The organism is Cupriavidus sp. 05T42 (assembly GCF_056396345.1).
Map to the genome: position 1 here is coordinate 127,667 of NZ_JBFTLH010000001.1, position 20,852 is coordinate 148,518.

Below are 20,852 nucleotides of genomic sequence, written 5' to 3' on the forward strand. Positions count from 1 at the left end.
TCCGCATGTCCGAAAACCTCACGATAAATGTCGTTTGAGATTTTCTGCGGAGCGGGAATCATGAAGGCCTGGCATCCGTGCCTCACAGTGCATCGATGGTCATGCAAGGTTGGACTCAATGAATGCTTCAACGGCCGAAGTCTCGGCAAGCCTCACCGCGAAAACCCGGTTCGCCGACGTGCCGGGACGGCGCCTCGCCTATCGCACCTTCGGGCGTGGAAAGCCGGTCGTGCTCTGCGTGCGGTTCCGGGGCACCATGGACGCCTGGGATCCTCTCTTCCTCGATTCCCTGGCCAGCCAGGGCTTCCAGGTGACCGTGTTCGACTACAGTGGCATGGGGCAATCCACCGGTGAGCCGACTTATCAGCCTGCGTCGCTGGCCCGTGATGCGATCGACCTGATCGCCGCGCTAGACCTCGGCAAGGTCATCATCGGCGGTTGGTCGGTCGGCGGTATTGCTGCCCAACTCGTGATGACACTGGCGCCTCAGCTCGTCAGCCACGCCGTGCTGCTCGCCACGACACCGCCGGGCGAGCTGGCCAAACCGGGCGAGGCGCTGTTCTATACGCTGGCCAAGCGCGAGAACGACTTCGACGATTTCGTCAGCCTGTTCTTCGAGCCGGCCTCTCCGGAGAGCCGGGAGGCGGCCAGGCAATCCGCAGAGCGGCTCGCCGCGCGCAAAGCCGACGTCAGCCCCGAGGTGCCATGGCAATGGGCCGGCGCCCAACTTGGCGATGGGCCGCGGAACCCCGCCTTCCCGGTCGAAGCCGTGATTCACGCGCTCAAGTCCACGCACATTCCGGTGCTGCATGTGGGCGGCGATCACGACATCGTGTTCCCGGTCGAGAACTGGTATGCGCTGAACAACCAGTTGCCGACCCTCCACCTGGTGACGTTCCCGCGCGCCGGGCACGGTCCCCACCTCCAGTTTCCTGTTGCGGCTGCTCGGCACGTGGCCGCTTTCATCGATACCCACGCTTAGCGGATACCGACCGGCACACGGCGCGCCGGTCGCACCATTTCCCCACCTTCGCGCGTCAGCGTCGAAGTGGATCGTTTCGTCTTCAGAAAGGTAAAGCATGTCGGATTTGATCAGTTTCGCCATCGAGGCCGCGGGTGGCCTCGAACGCTTCCAGGGTTTCCAGCGCGTGTCGGCGCGCCTGCACCACACGGGTGTCCTGTGGACGCTGAAGCAACGTGAAGGGGTCTTGACGGATTCACGCGTGACCGTCGACCTTCACGCACAACGGGTGTCGCACGAACCCTTCGCACCGACCACGAACCACTCGGTCTTCACGCCGGCGCGCGTGGAGATCCTGCAACCGGACGGTACGCCGGTCGAGACCCTCTCGAACCCCCGTGCCTCATTCGCCGGCTTCGAGCTTGAGACCCCCTGGTCGAATGCCCAACTGGCGTACTTCGCTGGCTACACGATGTGGACGTATCTGACGTCGCCATTCGTGCTGCGCCACCCCGGCGTGCGTGCCACCGAGATCGAGCCGTGGGTGGTGGACGGCCTCTCCTGGCGGCGTCTGCGTGTGACCTTCCCCGATGCCGTGGCCACGCATAGCGCGGAGCAGACCTACTACTTCGACGCGGACGGCCTGCTGCGCCGTCATGACTACGAGGTGGACATCCAGGGCCGTAACGCCGCCGCCCGCTACCTTTCCGACTATGTCGAGGTGCAGGGCATTCGCATGCCGACGCGCATGCGCATCTACCCGCGCACGCCCGAGAACCTGGCGATGGCGGAGCCGCTGATCGTGGGCGTGGATCTGTCGGACTTCCGCTTCGAGTGAGGGCGCAACCATGACTGCAACGCAAACCTATCGCGCCGCCGTAGTGGTGGCGCCTGGCAAGCTGGCGCTGATCGATCGCCCGGTGACCGAGCCTGGACACGGACAGGTCCGTATCCGCGTGGAAGCGTGCGGCGTCTGCCACTCGGACAGCGCCACGGTGGGGCGCGCTCCCGCCGACCCGGAGCGGCCCATGGTGCCCGGCCACGAGGTCGTGGGCCGGATCGAGGCACTGGGCCATGGTGTCGATGGTTGGCGCATCGGCCAGCGCGTGGGCGTAGGCTTCCTGGCCGGCGAAGACCGTAGCTGCCCGTCATGCCGGCAGGGCGATATCGTCAACTGCGAGAGCCCGGTCATTACGGGCATGACGACGGATGGCGGCTACGCCGAACGGATGCTCGCCGAAGCGCGCGGGCTGGTACGTGTGCCGGAAGAACTCGACGCTGCCGAGGCGGCTCCGCTGCTGTKCGCCGGCCTGACCACCTTCAACGCCTTGCGTAACGCCAATGCGCGGGCCGGCGACGTGGTGGCGGTCCATGGACTGGGCGGCCTCGGCCATCTCGCGGTGCAGTTCGCGCGCAAGATGGGCTTCCATACCGTGGCGATTGCGCGTGGCGCCGACAAGGCGGAACTGGCGGCCGAGCTGGGCGCCCATCGCTATATCGACTCGGAAAGCGAAGACGCTGTGGCCGTGCTGCGCAGTCTCGGCGGGGCCAAGGTGGTGTTGGGAACGGCACCTACGGGCGCCGGCATGTCGGCGCTCGTTCCCGGCCTGGCGGCGCGCGGACGGCTGGTCGTCGTGGCAGTCCCGGGCGACCCCATCTCGCTGACGGCAATGGACCTCGTGTTCGGCGCGCGTGCGGTGGTAGGCGCTCTCACGGGAACGGTCTTCGACAACGAGCAGACCCTGGCCTTTGCCAACTTGCAGGGCATCCGGCCCATGATCGAGACCTTCCCGTTGGAGCAGGCGCAGGCAGCCTACGACCGCATGATGCGTGCCGATGTCCKGTTCCGGGCGGTGCTGGTCATGCCCGCGTACGACGGCTCCGCGGCGGCATGACAACGATGGCTGAACAACACTGGACACGAGCATGACACCCGTAACCTCATCCAATGCCCCGACGCAGTATGCCGAAGCCGAGGGCGTCCGCTACGCCTATCGGCGCTTCGGCAACGCAAACGGCGGCTTCCCCCTGCTTTGCCTCCAGCATTTCACTGGCACGCTCGACAACTGGGACCCGGCGATCATCGATGCGCTGTCCGCGGACCGGGAGATCATCCTCTTCGAGAACGCGGGGGTGGGACGCTCCGGCGGTGCCGTGCCGGCCACCATCGAGGCCATGGCCCGGCATGTCCTGCGGTTCGCCGACGCCATCGCACTCCGCAAGTGCCACATCCTGGGCTACTCGCTCGGCGGCTTTCTCGCGCAGGATATCGCGATCGCCAGACCGGAACTGGTGGCGCGTGTGATCCTGTCGGGCAGTGCGCCGCAGGGCGGCGAGGGTGCCGGCATGGATCGTCCCGAACTGGTTGCGATCTACACGGATGGCGAGATGCCGATGCCGGAAAAACTCAAGCGGCTCTTCTTCCCGGCGACGCCCGCCGGCACCGCCGCTGCGCAAGCTTTCCTGGAGCGCCTTGCATCGCGAACCGGCGAGCCGGACCTGCCGGCCAGCACCGAGGTTGCGCCGGCGCAACTTGGCGCGATGATCGCCTGGGCGAACTGGGAGGGTGACGTCACCGGCAAGCTCGGCAAGATTTCGCATCCCGTGCTCGTGACCAATGGGGACAACGACACCATGATCCCTACGCGTAACAGCTTTGTGCTGGCGGAGGGTCTGCCAGATGCGACATTGATCGTCTATCCGAACGCCGGTCACGGGGCCCTCTTCCAGTATGCCCCCACCTACGTCGCGCACGTGCGCGAGTTCCTGCGCGGCGCGTAGCCTGTTCTACCTATCGAGGAGTCAAGCAGAATGAAAGCGATTGTTTACGACAAGGCCGGGCTGCCCATCGAGGATCCGCGTGCCTTGTACGAGGTGGACCTCCCGCGGCCGGAACCGGATTCCCGTGATCTGCGGGTCCGGATCGAGGCGATTGCAGTGAATCCGGTGGACAGCAAGCTACGCCTCGGTGTGCAGCCGGGCGCGCCGCGCGTGTTGGGATGGGACGCCGTCGGCACGGTGGAGGCCGTTGGCGCTGCGGTGGAGTTCTTCAAGGTGGGCGACAAGGTCTGGTACGCCGGCGATATCACGCGCCAGGGCAGCTACGCCGAGTATGGCCTTGTCGACGAACGGATTGCGGGGCATCGGCCCACTTCGCTCGCGCCCGCCGAGGCCGCGGCGCTGCCGCTGACCAGCATTACGGCGTGGGAGCTGCTGTTCGATCGGCTGCGCATCCCCGAGGGTGGCGGCCAGGGACAGAGCCTGCTGGTGATCGGCGCGAGCGGTGGTGTCGGCTCGATCCTGATCCAGTTGGCGCGCAGGCTCACCGGCGTGACGGTCATTGGCACGGCTTCCCGGCCCGCGACCCGGAAGTGGGTGAGCGAGCGAGGCGCGCACCATGTGATCGACCACAGCCAGCCGCTGCAGCCGCAACTGGCGGCGTTGGGGCTGCCTCAGGTCGAGCATGTCATCAGCCTGACGCACACGGACAGCTACTACGCCCAGATCGTCGACCTGCTCAAGCCCCAGGGACAACTGGCGCTGATCGACGATCCCGCAACGCTGGACGCGATGCCGCTCAAGCGCAAGTCGATCTCGCTGCATTGGGAATTCATGTTCACGCGGTCGATGTACCGGGCCGCCGACATGATCGCGCAGCACAAGCTGCTCGGGCGCGTGGCGGCATTGCTCGATGAGGGTGTGCTGAAGACCACGGTTGGCGAGCACTACGGCGATATCACGGCCGAAAACCTCCGTCGTGCCCATGCAGCGCTGGAGAGCAACAAGACCGTCGGGAAGATAGTCCTCGAGCGTAGCTAGCCGAGGCAAGGCAGGCGCAACGCCCAGAACCGCGTTTGCGGTCCTGGGCGCGCTTTCGTGACTGCCGGTTAAGTGGTGCGACGGAACAGACGACCTTGCAGCAACAGGCGCAGTGTCATCAGGAACAGCGCGCCGACAAAGAGATTGACGAAGACGAACAGGGGCAATGCGAGGTTCGMGAATAGAGAAGCAGGTGCGATGGTCGCGGCGCGCATGCAGGACAGCCCCAGCGCGGTGACCCCGAAGCTGAACGCCCAGAAGCCCGGTGTCGCGCCCGCCGCCGAAAACCAGGTTGCGAGCCGCGCCAGGAACAGTAGCTGCAGGACGCCATAACCGAACATTGCGTAGAAGGGCCAGTCCAGGCTGCCACCTGTGACGGCAAGGTATGCCACCGCGCCAACTACCGGTGGCGCCAACTGGATACCCAGTGTCGGTCGCACCGCAGTGGCCAGTTCGTCGCCAAGATGCAGTCGGTAGGTGAGGATCGACTCGATCGCGAGCCACGAGAACAGGCCGGCGCCGAAGAAAAGCTTGGCGAGATCCATCCAGCCAAGCGAACTCATGGCCATCGCGGAGACAAAGTTGCCCGCCACGGTGGGTAGATACATCACCGCGGTGGTATCGCCGAGCTTGCGACCCCCTCGCATCATGCCGCCGCTGCGGAACGTCGAGAAGGCCAGTTGGGCAACCACGCCCACCACGATCAGGGCGCGCCCCAACGTTGGAACGTAACCGTGTAGCCAGACCGCAATCAGCAGCGTGGCCACCGGGATCAAGCCGATAAAGCAACAGGCGACGGGATGTCGTGCCTCCGCCAATGCTTCGCTACGATGCCCCACCCACTTGGCGGCGTACAAGAGCACGAGCACGGCCCAGATGAGCGTGGTGACCGCAAAGAGCGCGTCAGAAATCTCCGCGCTGACACCCCATAGCGTATGAGCGACCCGCCGACAGTTCGATAGGCCGGCCATGCCGAGCACAATGCCCATGGCAGAGGCCGGAACGGCGAACCCGGCACGCGTGGMGGCGACGGGGGCGGATATATTGCTGGGGGTCATGAGGTTCCTCCGGATGTCGAACAAAACGTGCGACTGATAGCCGGAATGTTAGACAGATGGAGGTCGGACGCCAATTCTCAGTCTGTATCCGCATCATTGTTCGAAGAGCCATCGACACCTATGCCAAAGCATAGGGGCGGAAGCGGCTGCCACTGGCCAGCGAATTCGCTCACACCGACTTCGCGGCKAGCAGATCCACCATCCGGTTCGCGAGCGGGGACAGGTAGGCGCCCGCCCGCGACAGCACGCCGACGCGGCGGCCCAGGTCGAGTGCATCGGCGCGCAGCGCGATCGGGTGCAGTCCGGCAATCCGGCTGTTGCCGTTGGCAGCGGCCATGCACAGGATGTGGGTGCCGCGCACGAGGTCGAACAGCGTGGCGCTGCCGAAATCCGTCTCCACGCGCAGGATGGGCGGTGGCAGGCCAAGCTCGGCAAACGCGGCCTCGAGTTGTTGGCGAATCAATACGTGGGCGCTGGGCAGCATCCATTGCTGGCCGACCAGATCGGCCAGCGTGAGGTTGCGCCGCTGCTGCAGCGGATGGGCCTCATCGGCGACCACGGCGAGGCGGTCGGTGAACAGTTCCCGCATCTCTAGCGCCGGGTTGGGCTGGCGCGGCAGGGGAGCCAAGGCCAGGTCCAGTTCGCCGGTCTCCACCAGATCCATCAGTTCGCGCGCTACGCGCATTGTCAGCCGCAGCCTGGCTACCGGCCGCTCCCGGATCAACTGGCGGCACGCGCCGAGCACCAGCCCGGTTGGCATCGACGGCGAATAGCCCAGCCGCAGCAAGCCCAGTTCCCCCGTCTGGATGCCGCGCATCTCCTTGAGCGCGTCTTCGTATTCCAGCCGGATGCGGCGCGCCCGTTCCAGGAACACCGCTCCAGCCGGCGTCACCCGCATGCCGAGCGCCGTGCGCTCGAACAGCGACACGCCGAGTTGCGCTTCCACGCGCTGGATGGCCTTGGTCAGCGCGGGCTGGGTCATGCCCAGCGCGTCTGCCGCCCGCCCGATTCCGCCGTGCGTGCCCACTGCCAGCACGTAGTCCAGATCCCGCGTCTCCATATGGCATTCCTGATGGTTATGGCTTCATGCCACTTACCTCATTGTGGTGATGGGCCGCAGCTTACAGACTGGGGGCACAAAAACCAAGCCATCAAGGAGACACCCATGTCCTTCGCCTATTTCCTCAGGCGCGCGGCGCGTTACTGGGGCGATAACCCCGCTGTGCTGTACCGAGACCGCGTGCTGACCTATCGCCAGCTTGAAGACCGTTCGACCCGGCTGGCCAACGCGCTGCTGGCGCTGGGCCTGCGCAAGGGCGACCGCGTGGCGATTCAGTCACGCAACTGCCCCGAGATCGTCGAGATTGAATGCGCGCTGTACAAGGCCGGGCTCGTCAAGGCGGCGCTGAACCCGCGCTTCACCGCCGCCGAGGCTTCCGACGTGGTGGAGAACTGCACGCCGCGCGTGATGATCGTGGGGCCCGGATATACCGGCTACTCGCGGGATACCCAAGGCTTTGGCAGCGTGGAGCACTTCTTCGCCATCGAGACCGTGGCACCGGGCCATGGTGACTATGAGTCGCTCGTGGCCGGTGGCGGCATGGCAGCGATCGACTACACGCCGCACCCCGACGATCTGGCGGTGCTGCATTTCTCCTCGGGCTCCACGGGCAAGATCAAGGCGGCCATGCAGAGCTATGGCAACCGGCTGGCGGCGCTGCGCAAGATGATCCTGACCATGGACCGGCCCGCGCGCCCCGGCGACCGCCTCGCGCTGATCGGCCCAGTCACGCATGCCTCCGGCATGCTGATGCAGCCGTACCTGTTCCTCGGCGCCACGCTGGTGTTGTTCGAGAAGTTCGAGCCCGCGCATTTCCTGGCCGAGGTCGCGCGCCTGCAGTTGACCCATGTCTTCATGGTGCCGGCGATGATCAACATGTTGCTGGCCGAGCCGACGCTTGCCACTGCCGACCTGAGCAGCCTCAAGACGCTGGCCTATGGCGCCGCACCGATGGCGCCGGCGCGCATCCGCGAGGCGTGGCAGCGCATCGGCCCGGTGCTGTCGCAGGGCTATGGCGCGAGCGAATCGACGTCCGGCGTCACGCGGCTTTCCACGGTCGACCATGCACTGGCCATCGACGAATACCCCGAGCGGCTGGCGTCCTGCGGCCGCGCGCTGGGCGAGACCGAAGTCCGCGTGGTCAACGAGCGCGGCGAGGAGGTCAGCGGCGAAGAGATCGGCGAACTGGTGATTCGCGGCGCAGACGTGTTCCAGGGCTATTGGGGCGAGCCGGCGTTGACCAGCGAGGTGCTGGTCGATGGCTGGCTCCATACCGGCGATCTCGCCCGCGTGGATGCGGAGGGTTATATCTATCTCGTCGACCGCAAGAAGGACATGATCATCTCGGGCGGCTTCAACGTCTATCCGAACGAAGTGGAGGCCACGCTGTACCAGCACCCCGACGTGATGGAGGCGTGCGTGATCAGCGTGCCGGACGATACCTGGGGCGAAAGCGTCAAGGCTGTCGTGGCGTTGTGGCCGGGCCGGCAGGCCAGCGCGAACGAACTGATCGGCCATTGCCGCGCGCGCATTGCGGACTACAAGTCGCCGCGCTCGGTGGACTTCGTGGCGGAACTACCCAAGAACGCCAGCGGCAAGCTGGCCCGCAAGCTCGTGCGCGAGCAGTACTGGGCCGGCGCCGGCCGCCGCGTGAACTGAGGAGTGCTTATGTTCGACCATCTGACCAATCCGGTGCTGATCGATACGCGGGCCGCCGTGGCGCGCTTCATCGACGATGAACTGCGCCCGCTCGAACAGGAGCTCGGTCTGGGCACTGAAGACCCATGGCCGCGCGAGGTGCTGCGCAAGGTATGGCGCCGTTCGAGCGAACTGGGCCTCTACGCCGCGTGCCTGCCGGTAGAACTTGGCGGAAAGGGACTCAACATCCAGGAGCAGTGCGCGCTCAAGGCCGACCTTGCCGCCAGCGGCGCGGTACTGGCACCGCACGTGCTGGGCGATCTGGGTGGCCCGCCCCGCGTGGGCAATATGCTCAAGTACGCCACGCCAGACCAGGTGGCGCGCTACTTCCGCCCGGTGATCCGGGGCGAGAAGTCCACTTGCTTCGCGCTGACGGAACCCCATTCCGGATCTGACGCGCAGAGCATTCGGACCACCGMCGTCGCAGATGGCGACGATCTGGTCGTCAATGGCCAGAAGCACTACATCAGCGGGGCACCGTTTGCGGACTTCGCCATCGTGATGTGCGTGACCGATGCAAGCACCACGCCGCCCGCGATCACCGCAGTGCTGGTCGACCTTGACCTGCCCGGCGTCACCGTCGAACAGGCCTACGTGCCGATGTCCGGCCAGCATATCGATGCGGATATCCGTTTCGAGAACGTGCGTGTGCCGCGCGCCAACATCTTCGGCGGGGAAGGGCGGGGCTTCAAGCTCGGCATGTCGCGCATCAACGTGAACCGACTGCTGCATTGCCCCTCGATGCTCGGGCTGGCGACGCGCGCGTACCAGGCATCGGTCGAGTACGCGGGACAACGGCGGCAGTTTGGCGGTCCGATCGCGCGCTTCCAGGCCATCCAGCATATGCTGGCCGATATGGCGGCAGCGCTGTGGGCCTGCGAGAGCATGATTGCGCAGACGGCGATGCTGGCCGATGCCGGCGCCGACCTGCGCATGAAGGCCGCCGCCTGCAAGCTGTTCGTGTCCGAGCGCTGTTTCGAAGTGGCCGACAAGGCCGTGCAGATCCACGGTAACGTGGGCGTGACACGCGGACATCCCGTGGAGCAGACCTGGCGCAAGCTGCGCATGTTCCGCATCTTCACCGGCACCAGCGAGATCCAGCGCAACACGATTGCCAAGGCGATCCTCGATCCCGCTGCTGCCTGAACGCAGACCGGTGACGCGGCCCAGACCGCGCGCCTATCAGGAGACAACCATGAATCGTCGTCAATGGCTTGCCAGCGCAGGCGCCGCCGCCGGCGCCGCGGCGCTGGGCGGCACGTTTGGCCGCGTGGCGCTGGCCGCCGCACCGTATCCCAGCCGGCCCATCCGGCTCGTCGTGCCGTTTGTCGCGGGCACCGCGCCGGATTCCATCGCCCGAACCATCTCGGCCGAACTCGGGCCGGTGCTGGGGCAACCGCTGGTGGTGGAGAACGTCGGCGGGGCCGGCGGCATCATCGGCGCGCGCGCCTTGAAGCGGGCGGCTCCCGATGGCTACACGCTGGGCGTGCTGGCCAACCAGCACGTGATCAATGTGCACCTGTATCGCGAACCGCCCTACGATCCGTCGCGCGATTTCACGGCGATCTCGGCGCTGTCGGGCGGGCCCGTGGTGCTTGCCGTGCCGGCTTCGTCGCCCTACAAGTCGGCCCGCGAACTGATCGACGCGATGCGCAAGAGACCCGGCGCGCTGAACTATGGTTCGGGCGGCAAAGGCAGTGTGTCGCATCTGGCGGTGGAAACGCTGCTGCATGACACGCACACGGAAGCGGTGCACATCCCGTACAAGGGCGCCAACGAAATCCTCACCGCGATGATCAGCGGGCAGACGCAGTTCGGCATGCCTGTGCTCAGCACGGCCGCGCCGATGATCCGGCAGGGACAGGTGCGCGCGCTGGCCGTGTCCGCGGCGGCGCGTTCCATACATTTTCCGGAAGTGCCGACGCTGGCGGAATCGCTACCGCCCGGCTTCGTGCTCGACAACTGGAGTGGACTGTTCGCGCCAGCGGGCCTCCCTGCCCCGATCGCCAGGCGGCTGTTCGAGGCGGTAGCCGCCTTGCAAGCCAGCGGCAAGCTGGACGCCACGATGAAGGCCAATGGCGGGGAGATTCGCAAGAGCGCCTCGACTGCACAGTTCGCGGAGCTGGTTGCAGCGGAAACCTCACGCTACGGGGCGCTGGTGACGAAGATCGGGATGAAAGGCGAGGCTGGATAGCGATCAGCGTGGCGCTGCGGCCAGGCCGACGAATGAAGGGAGCGCTGCCGTCTTGTACTGCATGGTACATTTTGCACCCCGCGCCCTATTCCTGACTCCGAAGCCAAGGATGCCAAAAACCAAAGCCTCGCCGCCCGACCGCTCCGCTAGCGAGCAGGCCATTCAATTGCTCGATGCGGCAACCGTGCATGTTCTCGAGAACGGTCTTGGGGATCTGTCGTTGCGCAGTGTGGCGGATGCACTGGGAACCAGCCACCGGATGCTCATCTACTACTTTGGCTCCGCTGACGGCTTCTGGCAGGCACTGCTGTTCCGCGTGCGGCATGCCGAGCAGCAGGCACGTGAGCAATTGCACGTGGATGGACTGGATGCGGAAGCGACCCTGGTGGCGGCATGGGAGCGCTACTCCGCGTCGAGCTATCTGCCCATCATGCAGTTGCTGTTCGAAATCTACGGAAGAGCCATCCGGGATCGTGAACGCTTCAGCGGCTTTCTTGACGATGTCATTGGTAGCTGKACCGCAGTAATTGCCGAGCGATTGCAGCAAGCCATGCACATCAGCGCGGAAGAGGCGCGGCTGTTCGCACGCGTCGAAGTGGCGACGATTCGCGGCCTGCTGCTGGACCTGATCACGACGGGCGACCGCAAGGGCACCACGGCCGCGCTCAAGTACTTCGCCAGCAAGATGACCTCGCCTGGAAAGTCGAAGAAGGGCGCGTAGCCCCGACCGACCCCCGAAGCACTCTCACCCGACACCGTCGTTGCGCGCTCGCGTAAACCCCAATTTCGTCCCATCGTGTACCACATGGTACATTTCGGTCATCGTCGCTAGCGGTAGCGACGAAACAGATGATTTCAGGGTGCGAGATGAACGTGCAAAAGTTATGGGGATGGACTGCTGCGGCGGTTGCGTCACTGGCGCTGTCGGCCACCGCCGGCGCGCAAGGTTTTCCGACCAAGTCCATCCGGTTGGTAGTGCCGCAGGCGGGTGGAACGGGCAACGATGTGTTGGCACGCGCACTGGCCGAGAAGCTCGGGCAGGCGTGGAAGCAGCCGGTTGTCGTGGAGAACAAGCCAGGCGCCAACGGCACGCTGGCCATCTCGTACGTACTGGGGCAGCCGGCCGATGGCCACACGCTGTTCTTTGCCGGCGTGTCTAACCTGGCCTTCAATCCCTTCCTCTATCCGAAGCTGCCGTACTCGCCGACCAAGGACCTGACTGGCGTGGCCATGCTCGCCAACTCGCCGTTCGTCTTCGTCGCGGCTCCATCCCTGCACGTGCAAACGTTCCAGGATTTCGTGCGCATGGCCAAGGCACGGCCCGGCGAGATCAGCTTTGCGTCCGGGGGCATCGGCAACTCCACGCACCTCGCCATGGAACTGGTGGCGGAGCGCACCGGCATCAAGATGCAGCACGTGCCCTTCAACGGGACGGGGGGATCGACCAGCCTGATGAATGGACAAACGCCCGTGATGATGAACGTCGTGGCGGGTGTGCAGCCGTTCATCGTGGGCAAGAAACTGCTGCCCTTGGCGGTCACCGGTGAGCGGCGCCTGACTGCGCTGCCGACGGTGCCTACGTTCAAGGAGCTGGGCTACGACGTCGAGGTGCCCGGCTGGTACGCGATCGTGGCGCGGGCCGGCACGCCGCCGGGGGTGGTCCAGCAGATCAACGCGGATATCAACCATGTTCTTGACGATCCGCAGTTCAAGGAAAAGCTGGGATTCCAGTTTCTGGATGCCATCAAGGGCCCGCCTTCGGAAGTCGAGCGCTATATGAAGCGCGATGCCGACGCGTGGGGCCCCACCATTCGCCGTCTCAACATCGCTCTCTAGGCCACGACATGCCTCATCTGACCAACGCTGTACACGAATACCGGCTGTCGGCCATGCGACGCCTGATGGACCGCTTGCGCGTGGATGCCCTGGTGTTCGGCACGCCCGACTTCTTCCAGTACGCAACGAACTTCCAGCTCGATGTGTGGCCTTGGGAGCGACCGGTGTTCGTTGTCGTGCCGCGTAACGGAGATACGTTCGCGGTGATGAACGAGCTCTCCACCAACCACATGCGCTTCGCCACGGAGAAGGGCACGGTCTGGCTGTCGGACGTGACCTACTATGCCGAGCACCCGCGTGTGGCCAACCGTCTTGCCTTGCCGTCGCAACTGCCGGAGGTGGTAGCAGGCTTGTTGAGCCAGAAGGGGTTGGCGATGTCGCGCATCGCTGTGGACGTGCCGCATCCCATTCTGGCCGGGGCGCAGCGCCACCTTCCCGAGATAACGTTGCGACCGGCGCTTGCCGAGATGCGCAGTCTCCGGTGGGTCAAGCATGAAGAGGAACTCCAGAACATGCGGGCGTTGGCCGGCCTGACCGACTGGGTCCAGGATCGGTACCGGGAGAACATTCGCCCCGGCCGTCTGGTTCAGGAACTCGACCACGCCATGGCGGCGCTCATGGTGGAAGAAGCGGCGAGGCGGTTCCCCGGCGAGGACTTCGAGATTCTGAAGTGCTGGACCCTCACCGGCGCTGCATCCGCTTCCCCGCACGGCGATGGCGCCTCTTGCGGCGCGCGCATTGCGAAGGGCGACACCATCGTCAACCTCGTACTCCCGAGGCTGAACGGGCTCTACGTCGAGAATGAACGTACGTGGTTCTGCGGCCAGCCGAGCGACGAGCAGGCGAAGTTCTATCGTGTAGCCGCGCAGGCGACGGACGCTGCGGTGGCCGCCGCCGTGGTCGGCCGGCGCGTCTGCGATATGGATGCCGCCGCGCAGGCCGTGATCGAAGCCGCGGGATGCGGGGAATTCGTCTTCCACAGGACCGGCCACGCGGTGGGCCTCATGCTGCATGAGTACCCCGAAGACATGGCATTCAACACGCGGGCACTGCTGGCCGGGGAGGTCTATTCGGCCGAGCCGGGCCTGTACGTCTACGGTCTCGGCGGCTTTCGTCTGGACGACACCGTCATTGTTGGCGATGCGCCTGAGGTGATCGTCCAGACGCCGAAGACGTTGGCGTACGCCACGGTTGGGTAGCGCGGCGCATCTGCCCTACATCAACGATTCCACCGAGTAGGCGACGCCATCGCGTCCGGGGTCGGCGCCGCCTTCCAGGCGGCCGTCGCTGAGTCGCACAGCGTGCACCCAGCCGATGGTGTAGTTGTAGGGATTTCGGATGACTTCGTAGCCGCGTTGCTCCAGTTGCCGAGCCACTGCCCGCGGTACCCGATTGCAGATGTCGATGGCGTTGCTGGTCGACGAGAACCGGGGCGCCGACACGGCCTCCTGCATCGTCATGCCGCGATCCACCACGTTCAGGATGGCTTGCAGCACGCCCATGGCGATCTGGGTGCCCCCGGGCGCGCCGAGCACGATCTCCGGCTTGCCATCCCGGAACACGATGGTCGGGCAAGACGACGTGAAGCGGCGCTTGCCCGGCGCGATGCTCCCAGCCCGACCGGGCCGGGGATCGAACACGCCCATGCAGCCGTTGTACATGAACCCCAGTCCGGGTGTGATCGCCCCGGCCGGCATGGCGAGCGAATGCGTCAGCGACACGCAGTTGCCGTCGCCATCGACCACCGAGAGATGCGTGGTGTCGCGCGGCACCGCATGGCCCGGATTGACGCGCGTCACTTCGACACGCTGCCCGCTACGCACCGCGTCGGCCGTTGCCGCCGCCCGCTCGGCCGACAGAAGATAGTCGAGCGGGACGTCGACATAGGCGGGGTCGCCGATATGGCGGTCCTTGTCGACGGTGGCCTGCTTCATGATCTCGCACAGAATCGTGATGTACTCGGGCGAGTTGTGCGGAATGGCCGCCAGGTCGAACTGTTCGAGCGCGTGCAGCATCTCCAGCAACATGGCGCCACCGCCGGGGGGCTGGTTCGTCGCCACGACGCGGTCGCGGTATCGACCGAACAGCGGCTTTTGTCGGACCACCTGATAGTCATCGAGATCCGCTTTCGAAATCAGGCCGTCATGGCGCTGCATGTCTTCGACGATCGCAGCAGCAATTTCACCACGATAGAAATCGTCGGCACCGACGCGACCGATCCGCTCCAGCACGTTGGCCATGTCGGGATTGACGATGGGCGTGCCAACGGATTTGGGACTGCCATCCGCCTTGCAGTAGAGCGTACGGCCCGATGCACTGAAGGCCAGCCGCTCCCGGTTGCTGGCGCGGCCCAAGGTGGCGTCGTCGTTCCAGAAGGCATACATGCCGGGGCGGACGAAGTAGCCGTGCCGCGCCCAGTCGACGGCCGGGGCGACCACTTCGGCCCACGGCAGGCGGCCGTGCGCGGCGTGCATCGCCTCGAGTCCGCGCAGCGTGCCCGGGGTGGCGACGGACTGATAGCCGATGTCGTTGAGGCGGTCCTTGATGAAGAAGCCGAAGCCGTCGCGGGCTTCGCCTTCGAGCAGGTCGGCCCACATGTCCGGTCGGGCATTGCCCGGCGCGGTCGCGTGGAAGTCGAAATACTCATGCACGTTGCTGCCGGGCAGGTAGACCGCTGCGGTGCCGAATCCGGCGATACCGCACATCAGCGGATCGACCACGGTCTGGGCGAGCGCGCACGCCACTGCGGCGTCGATGGCGTTACCGCCGGCTTTCAGGATCTCCGCGCCCGATTCCGCAGCTTCCGGCTGCGGGCACACCACCATTCCACGCGTGCTCATGGTCAGTTCGCCTTGAAATCGACGTCGGACATCGCGCTCTGCAGCCGGGCGGTGTCGCGTTCGGTCAGTTGCATCAGCAGGTTCGACGGTCCCGGCATCGGGATCACCTGCATCGTCTTCATCTTCTGAAGCACGGCGCTGTCGGTCAGGAATTTTTGCGAGGCGGCGTGCAGGCGGCGGATCGTTTCAGGCGGTGTGCCAGCCTTGGCAGCAATCCCCATCCAGCCGAGGTCGTCGAACCCCGTCAGGCCCAGCTCGGATGCGGTGGGCACGTTAGGCAGTTCGGGGACGCGTTTCGGCGAGAACAGCACCAAGGGAACCAGCTTGCCGGCCTGAATCTGCGGCGTGGCGGTGGCGACGGTGGGCGCCATGACCTGGGTCTGTCCGCTGACCGTCCCGACGATGGCATCGGGCTCGCCCTTGTAGGGCACATGGGTCATGCGGAGCTTCTGGTTCTTCTGGAACAACTCCACGATGACGTGCGTGGAATTGCCCTTGCCCGACGATGCGAAGTTGATCGCGTCGGGCTTGGCCTTCGCCATCGCCTCAAGGTCCTGCAGGGTGCGGATACCGGATTGCGGATTGGCGACCAGCACGAAAGGCGTGGTCGTCAGCACTGCCACCGGCGCGAAGTCGACTTCAGGCTTGTAGGCGAGCGGCGCGTAGGCGAACTTGTTGAGCACCATCTGCGACACGCCGGCCAGGAAGAGCGTGCAGCCGTCGGCAGGTTGGCCGAGCACGTACTTCGCCGCGATCACGCCGCCAGCGCCAGCCTTGTTCTCGACGACGACCGTCGTGCCCAGTTCCCGCCGCGCGGTTTCGGCCCACATGCGTGCCAGCGTGTCGGTGCCACCACCGGCCTGCTGCGAGACCACCAGGCGGATCGGGCTGGTGTTACCGGCCTCCCCGCAGGCCCAGGCCGGCCCCGTGGCGCCCAGCGCCAGCGCGGCAGCCAGCATCGTCCCCCGAGTGGAGATTTTCCTCATGTCGTATCCTTATCTTCAGTCGTGTCGTGGTTGCAGTGCGGCCGCTGCTATCGCATTATTGCCGCGACTTCCCGGTCGTCGCCAATGAAAACTTACGAACCTACTATGAGGAAATGCTCATGCAGTCACCGCAAGACGCCGTAGCGTGGGCCCGGCGGTTGCGCATGCGCCATCTGGAGTCGTTCCTGGTACTGATCGAGGCGGGGACGCTGACGCTGGCTGCCGACCGGCTCCACATGACCCAGTCGGCCGTCTCGCACTGGCTCAGCGAGATGGAGGAACTGGTCGGCGCCCGGCTCGTGCTACGGGGCAAGCAGATGCGGCTGACGCCAGCGGGCGAAGCCGTGCGCAAGCTGGCGCTGCGCGTGCTCGGCGAAGTCAGCCGGACGAATGACGAACTCGTTTCGCTCGAACGAGGCGAGGTGTCGCGGCTGCACATTGGGAGTGTGACGGCGGGGATCGCCCATCTGCTGCCGCGTGCCATCCTCGCGTTCCAGAAAGACGAAGGCAACGTGGCCTTCCAGGTGTCGGAGGGTGTCTTTAACAGGCTGCTGAGCCAGCTCGAAGAGCGCGAATTCGACCTGATCGTGGGCTCGATCGATGCACGCGCCTATGGGCCGACGCTTGAGCACGAAGTGCTGTTCGAAGACGATATTGCGATCGTGGTCGGACCCGACCATCCGCTCTCGAACGCCACCCAGATCGACTGGACGGACCTGTACGCCTATCCATGGGCCATGCCGCCGCGCGATACGCTGATGCGCGTGCGGCTGGAAAACACGCTGCTGGAGCGGGGCGGTGCGGGAATCGTGCCGGCATTGGAGACAGGATCGGTCATGGTTCTCGAATCCATTCTCCATGCCAGCGATTATCTGGGCGTCTGCTCGGGCGCCATGGCCCGGCACCTCGTGGCCCGCTCGCTGGTACGCCGCCTGCCCCTGACCGACGTGGGCTCGTTCGGCCCAGTCGGCGTGGTGTGGCGACGTGGCGGCCAGGATGAAACGCTGGTGAAATTCGTCTCGATCCTGCGGCGCGAAGCGAAGAGGACGATGCAGGGGGAGTAGGAAAGCGTGTGGACGATCAGCCCGTCTGCCGAATCGGGGCGGCAGTCAGCGCATCGGCGAATTCATGGTTCACGTCCCGGTGACCAATTTCAATACACCTTTAAGAGCGACGACACAACGGCGCCGGGTGGACCCCCGCAGCTGGGCGCGCCGAAGTAACGCCGGCGCGACTTAACCGGAGGGAGACGCGGTCAGGCCGGATGGCTGACCGATGGTCGCGCATCCATCCTGGCCCGCCATGCCATCAGATGAACGCATTCGGCCGGCACCGGAATCTCGGCAAAGCCCGCGAACAGAAGCCCCGCCCACACAGTGATATCGGCCATCGAGAACGCGTCACCCGCCACATACGCTTGCTTGGACAGCACCGCGTTGAAGTAGCGCATACCGGCCTCGGCCTTCTCGCGCTGGCGATTGCCCCATTCCACCCGTCCGGTCCAGTCCGGACTCTTGTAGGGCTGCAACCCGGCGCCTAGCCCGGGCGTCGCGTGATGGAAATAGATGCCTACTGCATCGATCAGTTCAGACTCAGCGCGCTTCTGCATCATATGGATGACGCCCTTCTCCTTTGGCGTGCGGCCGGTCAGCACCGGCTTGCCATCGAGATTGTCGAGGTATTCCGTGATGGCCGTGCATTCTGAAATGTACGTGCCATCGTCCAACTGCAGCACCGGAACGGTGCCTGTCGGATTGATGGCCAGGAAGGCTGGCTGCTTGTGCTCGGCGGCGGGAAGATCGATCTTCACGAAAGTCACGCGGTCGGCCAGCGATTTTTCAGCGAGAACGATGCGGATGCGCAGCGGATTAGGAAAGCCTGGGATGTCGAAGATTTTCATTTTGTGCCTGTAGCGCGCGTTCTTGGGTGGCTTACCTATTGATAAGTAGGCAGATCCTAAAGGCTCATTCGCACCGCGTCAAGCTTACTTAGCGCTAAGTCATTTAGTACAATGCGGCATGGCTTCGACAAACACCAAACAACGCATCTTAGAAATAGCCCGAGGAATGGTCCAAGCGCAGGGCTATAACGCGCTCAGCTTCCGCGACATTGCGGCTCGGCTGGGCATAAAAGGACCCGCCGTCCATCACCATTACCCCACCAAGGGAGATCTCGGCGCAGCCTTGGCGCGCGAGTACACGGATTCAGGCGCGGAGATGCTGGAACAGTTGCTCAAGACCTCCGAGGATCCGACGGCACTGCTCGACGCGTATGTGGCGATCTTTCGGGCCGCGCTGCTGAACGGCAACCGTATGTGCCTCTGTGGAATCATGGCAGCGGAACAGGAAGCCCTGCCTGAGGCCGTGCGCTCGGAAGTGGGCCGTTTTACCGATGTCAATATCGCGTGGCTCATGCGAGTGGTGGAAATGGACGATCCACTTGCGGGCGTGCAGAAGCGCCGCCAACGCGCATTGGCGATGTTTGCCGCCCTCGAAGGCGCGCAACTGGTGGCGCGTGGGCGCCGGGACATCGGCCTGTTCGATAACGCGGTTATGGGCTGCCGCCAGGCCGGCCTCATTCCCTAGTCGCCTGAACCGCCCGCCGGCGCGGGTTAGGCTTGACCATCCACGGTCGGAGGCGAACACGATGAAGGCGCGCGACTTGGCATGGTGGTTGCAGGAATCGCTAATTTCGATGCGCAGGACACGGAGGATGAAATGTCCACGATCACGGCGAGCTTTTCTAATCAATCTTCAGCAGCCAGTGCCTGTCAGGCTTTGCGAGACACTTATCCCGGCCTCGCCGTTAGCGTCCAGCTTTCACAGAAATCGGTGGGCGAGGAGGGCGAGCAGGGAGTTTTACCCGCACTTCGCAGCCTGATTGTGGAAATCGTAGGCGCTCAGAGCCCGGAGGCCCACGAGGACTCAGATGGCGATTGCGCGAGATTGATCGTCACCGGCGTGGACCTGTTGCAGTTGGAAGGCGTGGAGGCCCTGCTTTGGAAGCATCGCCCAACCGTGATCAATGAATCGACCGAGAGAGCAGGCCATGACGGTAAGTAGAGTGGTCCTTCGTGCGGCTGTGCCTATCTTCGCCCCGGCACTKGCGTTTCTAGTGGGAATGGCTTGGGCAGCTTGGCAGCGGCGGAGGCACACACACGCTGGATGGTKAACGAAGAACGAGCGTGCCGCGACCTATGGGCCGCCGGCAATATCTACAATTCTCCCCTCCATCGCTGCGCAATTTTCGATTGGCGTTGACGGTATGGGAAATACCCTCCTGGCCAAGTCGCGCCGCATCACCGTCAACGCCGACTGACGGCACACGCCGGCGGACGCTCACGCGTCTCGCCGGTGTGAACCGAATGTCGAGGACATCMTGGAGTTTCGTGTCGAATGGCTAACACTCGGCCGCCACCGTACACGCCTGCGCTACGATATTCCTGGCACCTTCCTACTGGCGCGAAGGGAGGGCGCAGTCATACGCTTCTGTGGTGATGGGAAGTCACCGCAACTGTCGTCGGCGACTCGGCCAACGGCACGAAGCGTCGGGTCGTGCCGTCCAGTGCGTCGATGCTACCTGCCTCGATGTCGTACACCCAGCCGTGCAGATTCAGTCGTCCTTGCTCGAGGGCTAGTGCCACAGAGGGATGCGTGCGCAGATTCGCAAGTTGCGCGATCACGTTTTCGCGCACGAGCCCGTCGAGCTTGGCGCGGGGCGTGTCGAAATGGTGCACCGCGTTGATGGCTTTGGCGGCATCCGCATGGCGCAGCCAGCTCGCAACCGCCGGGAGATGGTCAAGACACGTGCACCGCGAAATGGCGCCCATCGCGCCGCAGTCGGAGTGGCCGCATATCACGATGTCTTTTACGCCCAGCACCGCGACCGCATACTCGACGGTGGCCGAGACCCCGCCGGGTTCTGGACCGTACGAAGGCACGATGTTGCCGGCATTGCGAATCACGAACAATTCGCCCGGTTCACGTTGCGTAAGGAGTTCAGGCACGACGCGGCTGTCCGAGCAGGTGACGAACAGCGCCTTTGGATGTTGCGTCGTCGCGAGTTGCTTGAAGAGCTCAACGCGTTGCGGATAGACCTCTCGCTGAAAACGCAGGAAGCCGTCGATGATGTCACGCATTTGCGTTCTCCACGTCGAAATAAGAGATGCAGGCACACGCCGTTCCATTCGTCGCGCCGCGGTCGTTATTATGAACTGGGATTGGGGACTAGCCGAAGGGCGACGGACCGGGGACTCGAAAGAAGTGTCGCGGCCAGCCTCGCTGTCCGCCTGGCGATCCACGCGGGGGCACCTTTGCGCATCTAGCCGTGAATGCGCATTGGGCGTGCGGGACGCATGAACGTTAACCTCGAAGCGCGGCTTAAAACATATGGGCTGTTGT

20 protein-coding genes are annotated in these 20,852 nt (G+C 64.8%); 14 read left to right on the forward strand and 6 right to left on the reverse strand.

The window, feature by feature from the left end; all coding sequences use genetic code 11:
- Nucleotides 1-118: 118 nt before the first annotated feature.
- From AC1EJR_RS00530 to AC1EJR_RS00550, 5 genes are all read left to right on the forward strand, one after another.
- Complete coding sequence (locus tag AC1EJR_RS00530; protein ID WP_477113121.1) at nt 119-982, forward strand: alpha/beta fold hydrolase; 864 nt, start codon at nt 119-121, stop codon at nt 980-982.
- Between the two features lie 97 nt (nt 983-1,079).
- Nucleotides 1,080-1,799 carry a hypothetical protein gene (locus AC1EJR_RS00535; protein ID WP_092294078.1) on the forward strand — a complete coding sequence of 240 codons (720 nt, stop codon included), beginning with the start codon at nt 1,080-1,082 and terminating at the stop codon, nt 1,797-1,799.
- Nucleotides 1,800-1,809: 10 nt separating this feature from the next.
- A complete protein-coding gene (locus AC1EJR_RS00540; protein WP_477146790.1) occupies nt 1,810-2,856 on the forward strand; it encodes an alcohol dehydrogenase catalytic domain-containing protein in 1,047 nt (348 codons plus the stop codon).
- A 31-nt stretch (nt 2,857-2,887) separates the two neighbouring features.
- Nucleotides 2,888-3,742: an alpha/beta fold hydrolase gene (locus AC1EJR_RS00545; protein ID WP_441591218.1), complete on the forward strand. Its 855-nt coding sequence runs from the start codon at nt 2,888-2,890 to the stop codon at nt 3,740-3,742.
- Between the two features lie 30 nt (nt 3,743-3,772).
- The gene (locus AC1EJR_RS00550) at nt 3,773-4,780 is read left to right on the forward strand and encodes a zinc-binding alcohol dehydrogenase family protein (protein ID WP_092294072.1); all 1,008 of its coding nucleotides are present in this window, start codon (nt 3,773-3,775) and stop codon (nt 4,778-4,780) included.
- A 68-nt stretch (nt 4,781-4,848) separates the two neighbouring features.
- Here AC1EJR_RS00550 and tehA read toward each other — a convergent pair whose 3' ends face one another.
- Together tehA and AC1EJR_RS00560 are read right to left on the reverse strand one after the other, a co-directional pair.
- On the reverse strand, nt 4,849-5,838 hold the full coding sequence (gene tehA / locus AC1EJR_RS00555) for a dicarboxylate transporter/tellurite-resistance protein TehA (RefSeq protein WP_477146791.1): 990 nt from the start codon (nt 5,836-5,838) through the stop codon (nt 4,849-4,851).
- A gap of 169 nt (nt 5,839-6,007) precedes the next feature.
- Nucleotides 6,008-6,898 (reverse strand): LysR family transcriptional regulator, encoded by an 891-nt coding sequence (locus tag AC1EJR_RS00560; protein WP_477113123.1) that lies wholly within the window; start codon nt 6,896-6,898, stop codon nt 6,008-6,010.
- Between the two features lie 105 nt (nt 6,899-7,003).
- Here AC1EJR_RS00560 and AC1EJR_RS00565 point away from each other — a divergent pair, with 105 nt between their 5' ends.
- The 6 genes from AC1EJR_RS00565 to AC1EJR_RS00590 all read left to right on the forward strand — a co-directional run bounded on the left by AC1EJR_RS00565 (nt 7,004) and on the right by AC1EJR_RS00590 (nt 13,825).
- The gene (locus tag AC1EJR_RS00565) at nt 7,004-8,557 is read left to right on the forward strand and encodes an AMP-binding protein (RefSeq protein ID WP_477113124.1); all 1,554 of its coding nucleotides are present in this window, start codon (nt 7,004-7,006) and stop codon (nt 8,555-8,557) included.
- Nucleotides 8,558-8,566: 9 nt separating this feature from the next.
- Complete coding sequence (locus AC1EJR_RS00570) at nt 8,567-9,742, forward strand: acyl-CoA dehydrogenase family protein (protein WP_477146792.1); 1,176 nt, start codon at nt 8,567-8,569, stop codon at nt 9,740-9,742.
- Between the two features lie 49 nt (nt 9,743-9,791).
- Nucleotides 9,792-10,790, forward strand: a complete 999-nt coding sequence (locus AC1EJR_RS00575) for a tripartite tricarboxylate transporter substrate-binding protein (RefSeq protein ID WP_441591223.1) — start codon at nt 9,792-9,794, stop codon at nt 10,788-10,790.
- Nucleotides 10,791-10,899: 109 nt separating this feature from the next.
- Nucleotides 10,900-11,511 carry a TetR/AcrR family transcriptional regulator gene (locus AC1EJR_RS00580; protein WP_477146793.1) on the forward strand — a complete coding sequence of 204 codons (612 nt, stop codon included), beginning with the start codon at nt 10,900-10,902 and terminating at the stop codon, nt 11,509-11,511.
- A gap of 146 nt (nt 11,512-11,657) precedes the next feature.
- Nucleotides 11,658-12,626 carry a Bug family tripartite tricarboxylate transporter substrate binding protein gene (locus AC1EJR_RS00585; protein ID WP_477113125.1) on the forward strand — a complete coding sequence of 323 codons (969 nt, stop codon included), beginning with the start codon at nt 11,658-11,660 and terminating at the stop codon, nt 12,624-12,626.
- A gap of 8 nt (nt 12,627-12,634) precedes the next feature.
- Entirely contained in the window at nt 12,635-13,825 is a 1,191-nt protein-coding gene (locus tag AC1EJR_RS00590; RefSeq protein ID WP_454758120.1) for a M24 family metallopeptidase, read from the forward strand.
- Between the two features lie 15 nt (nt 13,826-13,840).
- Here the strand turns inward: AC1EJR_RS00590 and ggt are convergent, their stop codons facing one another.
- Complete coding sequence (gene ggt, locus AC1EJR_RS00595) at nt 13,841-15,466, reverse strand: gamma-glutamyltransferase (protein ID WP_441591225.1); 1,626 nt, start codon at nt 15,464-15,466, stop codon at nt 13,841-13,843.
- A 2-nt stretch (nt 15,467-15,468) separates the two neighbouring features.
- Complete coding sequence (locus AC1EJR_RS00600; protein WP_092294053.1) at nt 15,469-16,452, reverse strand: tripartite tricarboxylate transporter substrate binding protein; 984 nt, start codon at nt 16,450-16,452, stop codon at nt 15,469-15,471.
- Nucleotides 16,453-16,571: 119 nt separating this feature from the next.
- Between AC1EJR_RS00600 and AC1EJR_RS00605 the strand changes: the two genes are divergently transcribed.
- Nucleotides 16,572-17,516 carry a LysR family transcriptional regulator gene (locus tag AC1EJR_RS00605; protein WP_441591226.1) on the forward strand — a complete coding sequence of 315 codons (945 nt, stop codon included), beginning with the start codon at nt 16,572-16,574 and terminating at the stop codon, nt 17,514-17,516.
- Between the two features lie 191 nt (nt 17,517-17,707).
- On the opposite strand, the gene AC1EJR_RS00610 is transcribed toward AC1EJR_RS00605, so the two are convergent.
- The gene (locus AC1EJR_RS00610) at nt 17,708-18,352 is read right to left on the reverse strand and encodes a glutathione S-transferase (RefSeq protein ID WP_477113126.1); all 645 of its coding nucleotides are present in this window, start codon (nt 18,350-18,352) and stop codon (nt 17,708-17,710) included.
- 118 nt (nt 18,353-18,470) lie between these two features.
- Here AC1EJR_RS00610 and AC1EJR_RS00615 point away from each other — a divergent pair, with 118 nt between their 5' ends.
- On the forward strand, nt 18,471-19,037 hold the full coding sequence (locus AC1EJR_RS00615) for a TetR/AcrR family transcriptional regulator (protein WP_477113127.1): 567 nt from the start codon (nt 18,471-18,473) through the stop codon (nt 19,035-19,037).
- Nucleotides 19,038-19,169: 132 nt separating this feature from the next.
- Nucleotides 19,170-19,514, forward strand: coding sequence for a hypothetical protein (locus AC1EJR_RS00620; RefSeq protein ID WP_441591228.1), 345 nt, complete (start codon nt 19,170-19,172; stop codon nt 19,512-19,514).
- A 416-nt stretch (nt 19,515-19,930) separates the two neighbouring features.
- Here the strand turns inward: AC1EJR_RS00620 and AC1EJR_RS00625 are convergent, their stop codons facing one another.
- Nucleotides 19,931-20,590 (reverse strand): carbonic anhydrase, encoded by a 660-nt coding sequence (locus AC1EJR_RS00625; RefSeq protein ID WP_092294045.1) that lies wholly within the window; start codon nt 20,588-20,590, stop codon nt 19,931-19,933.
- Nucleotides 20,591-20,852: the final 262 nt, after the last annotated feature.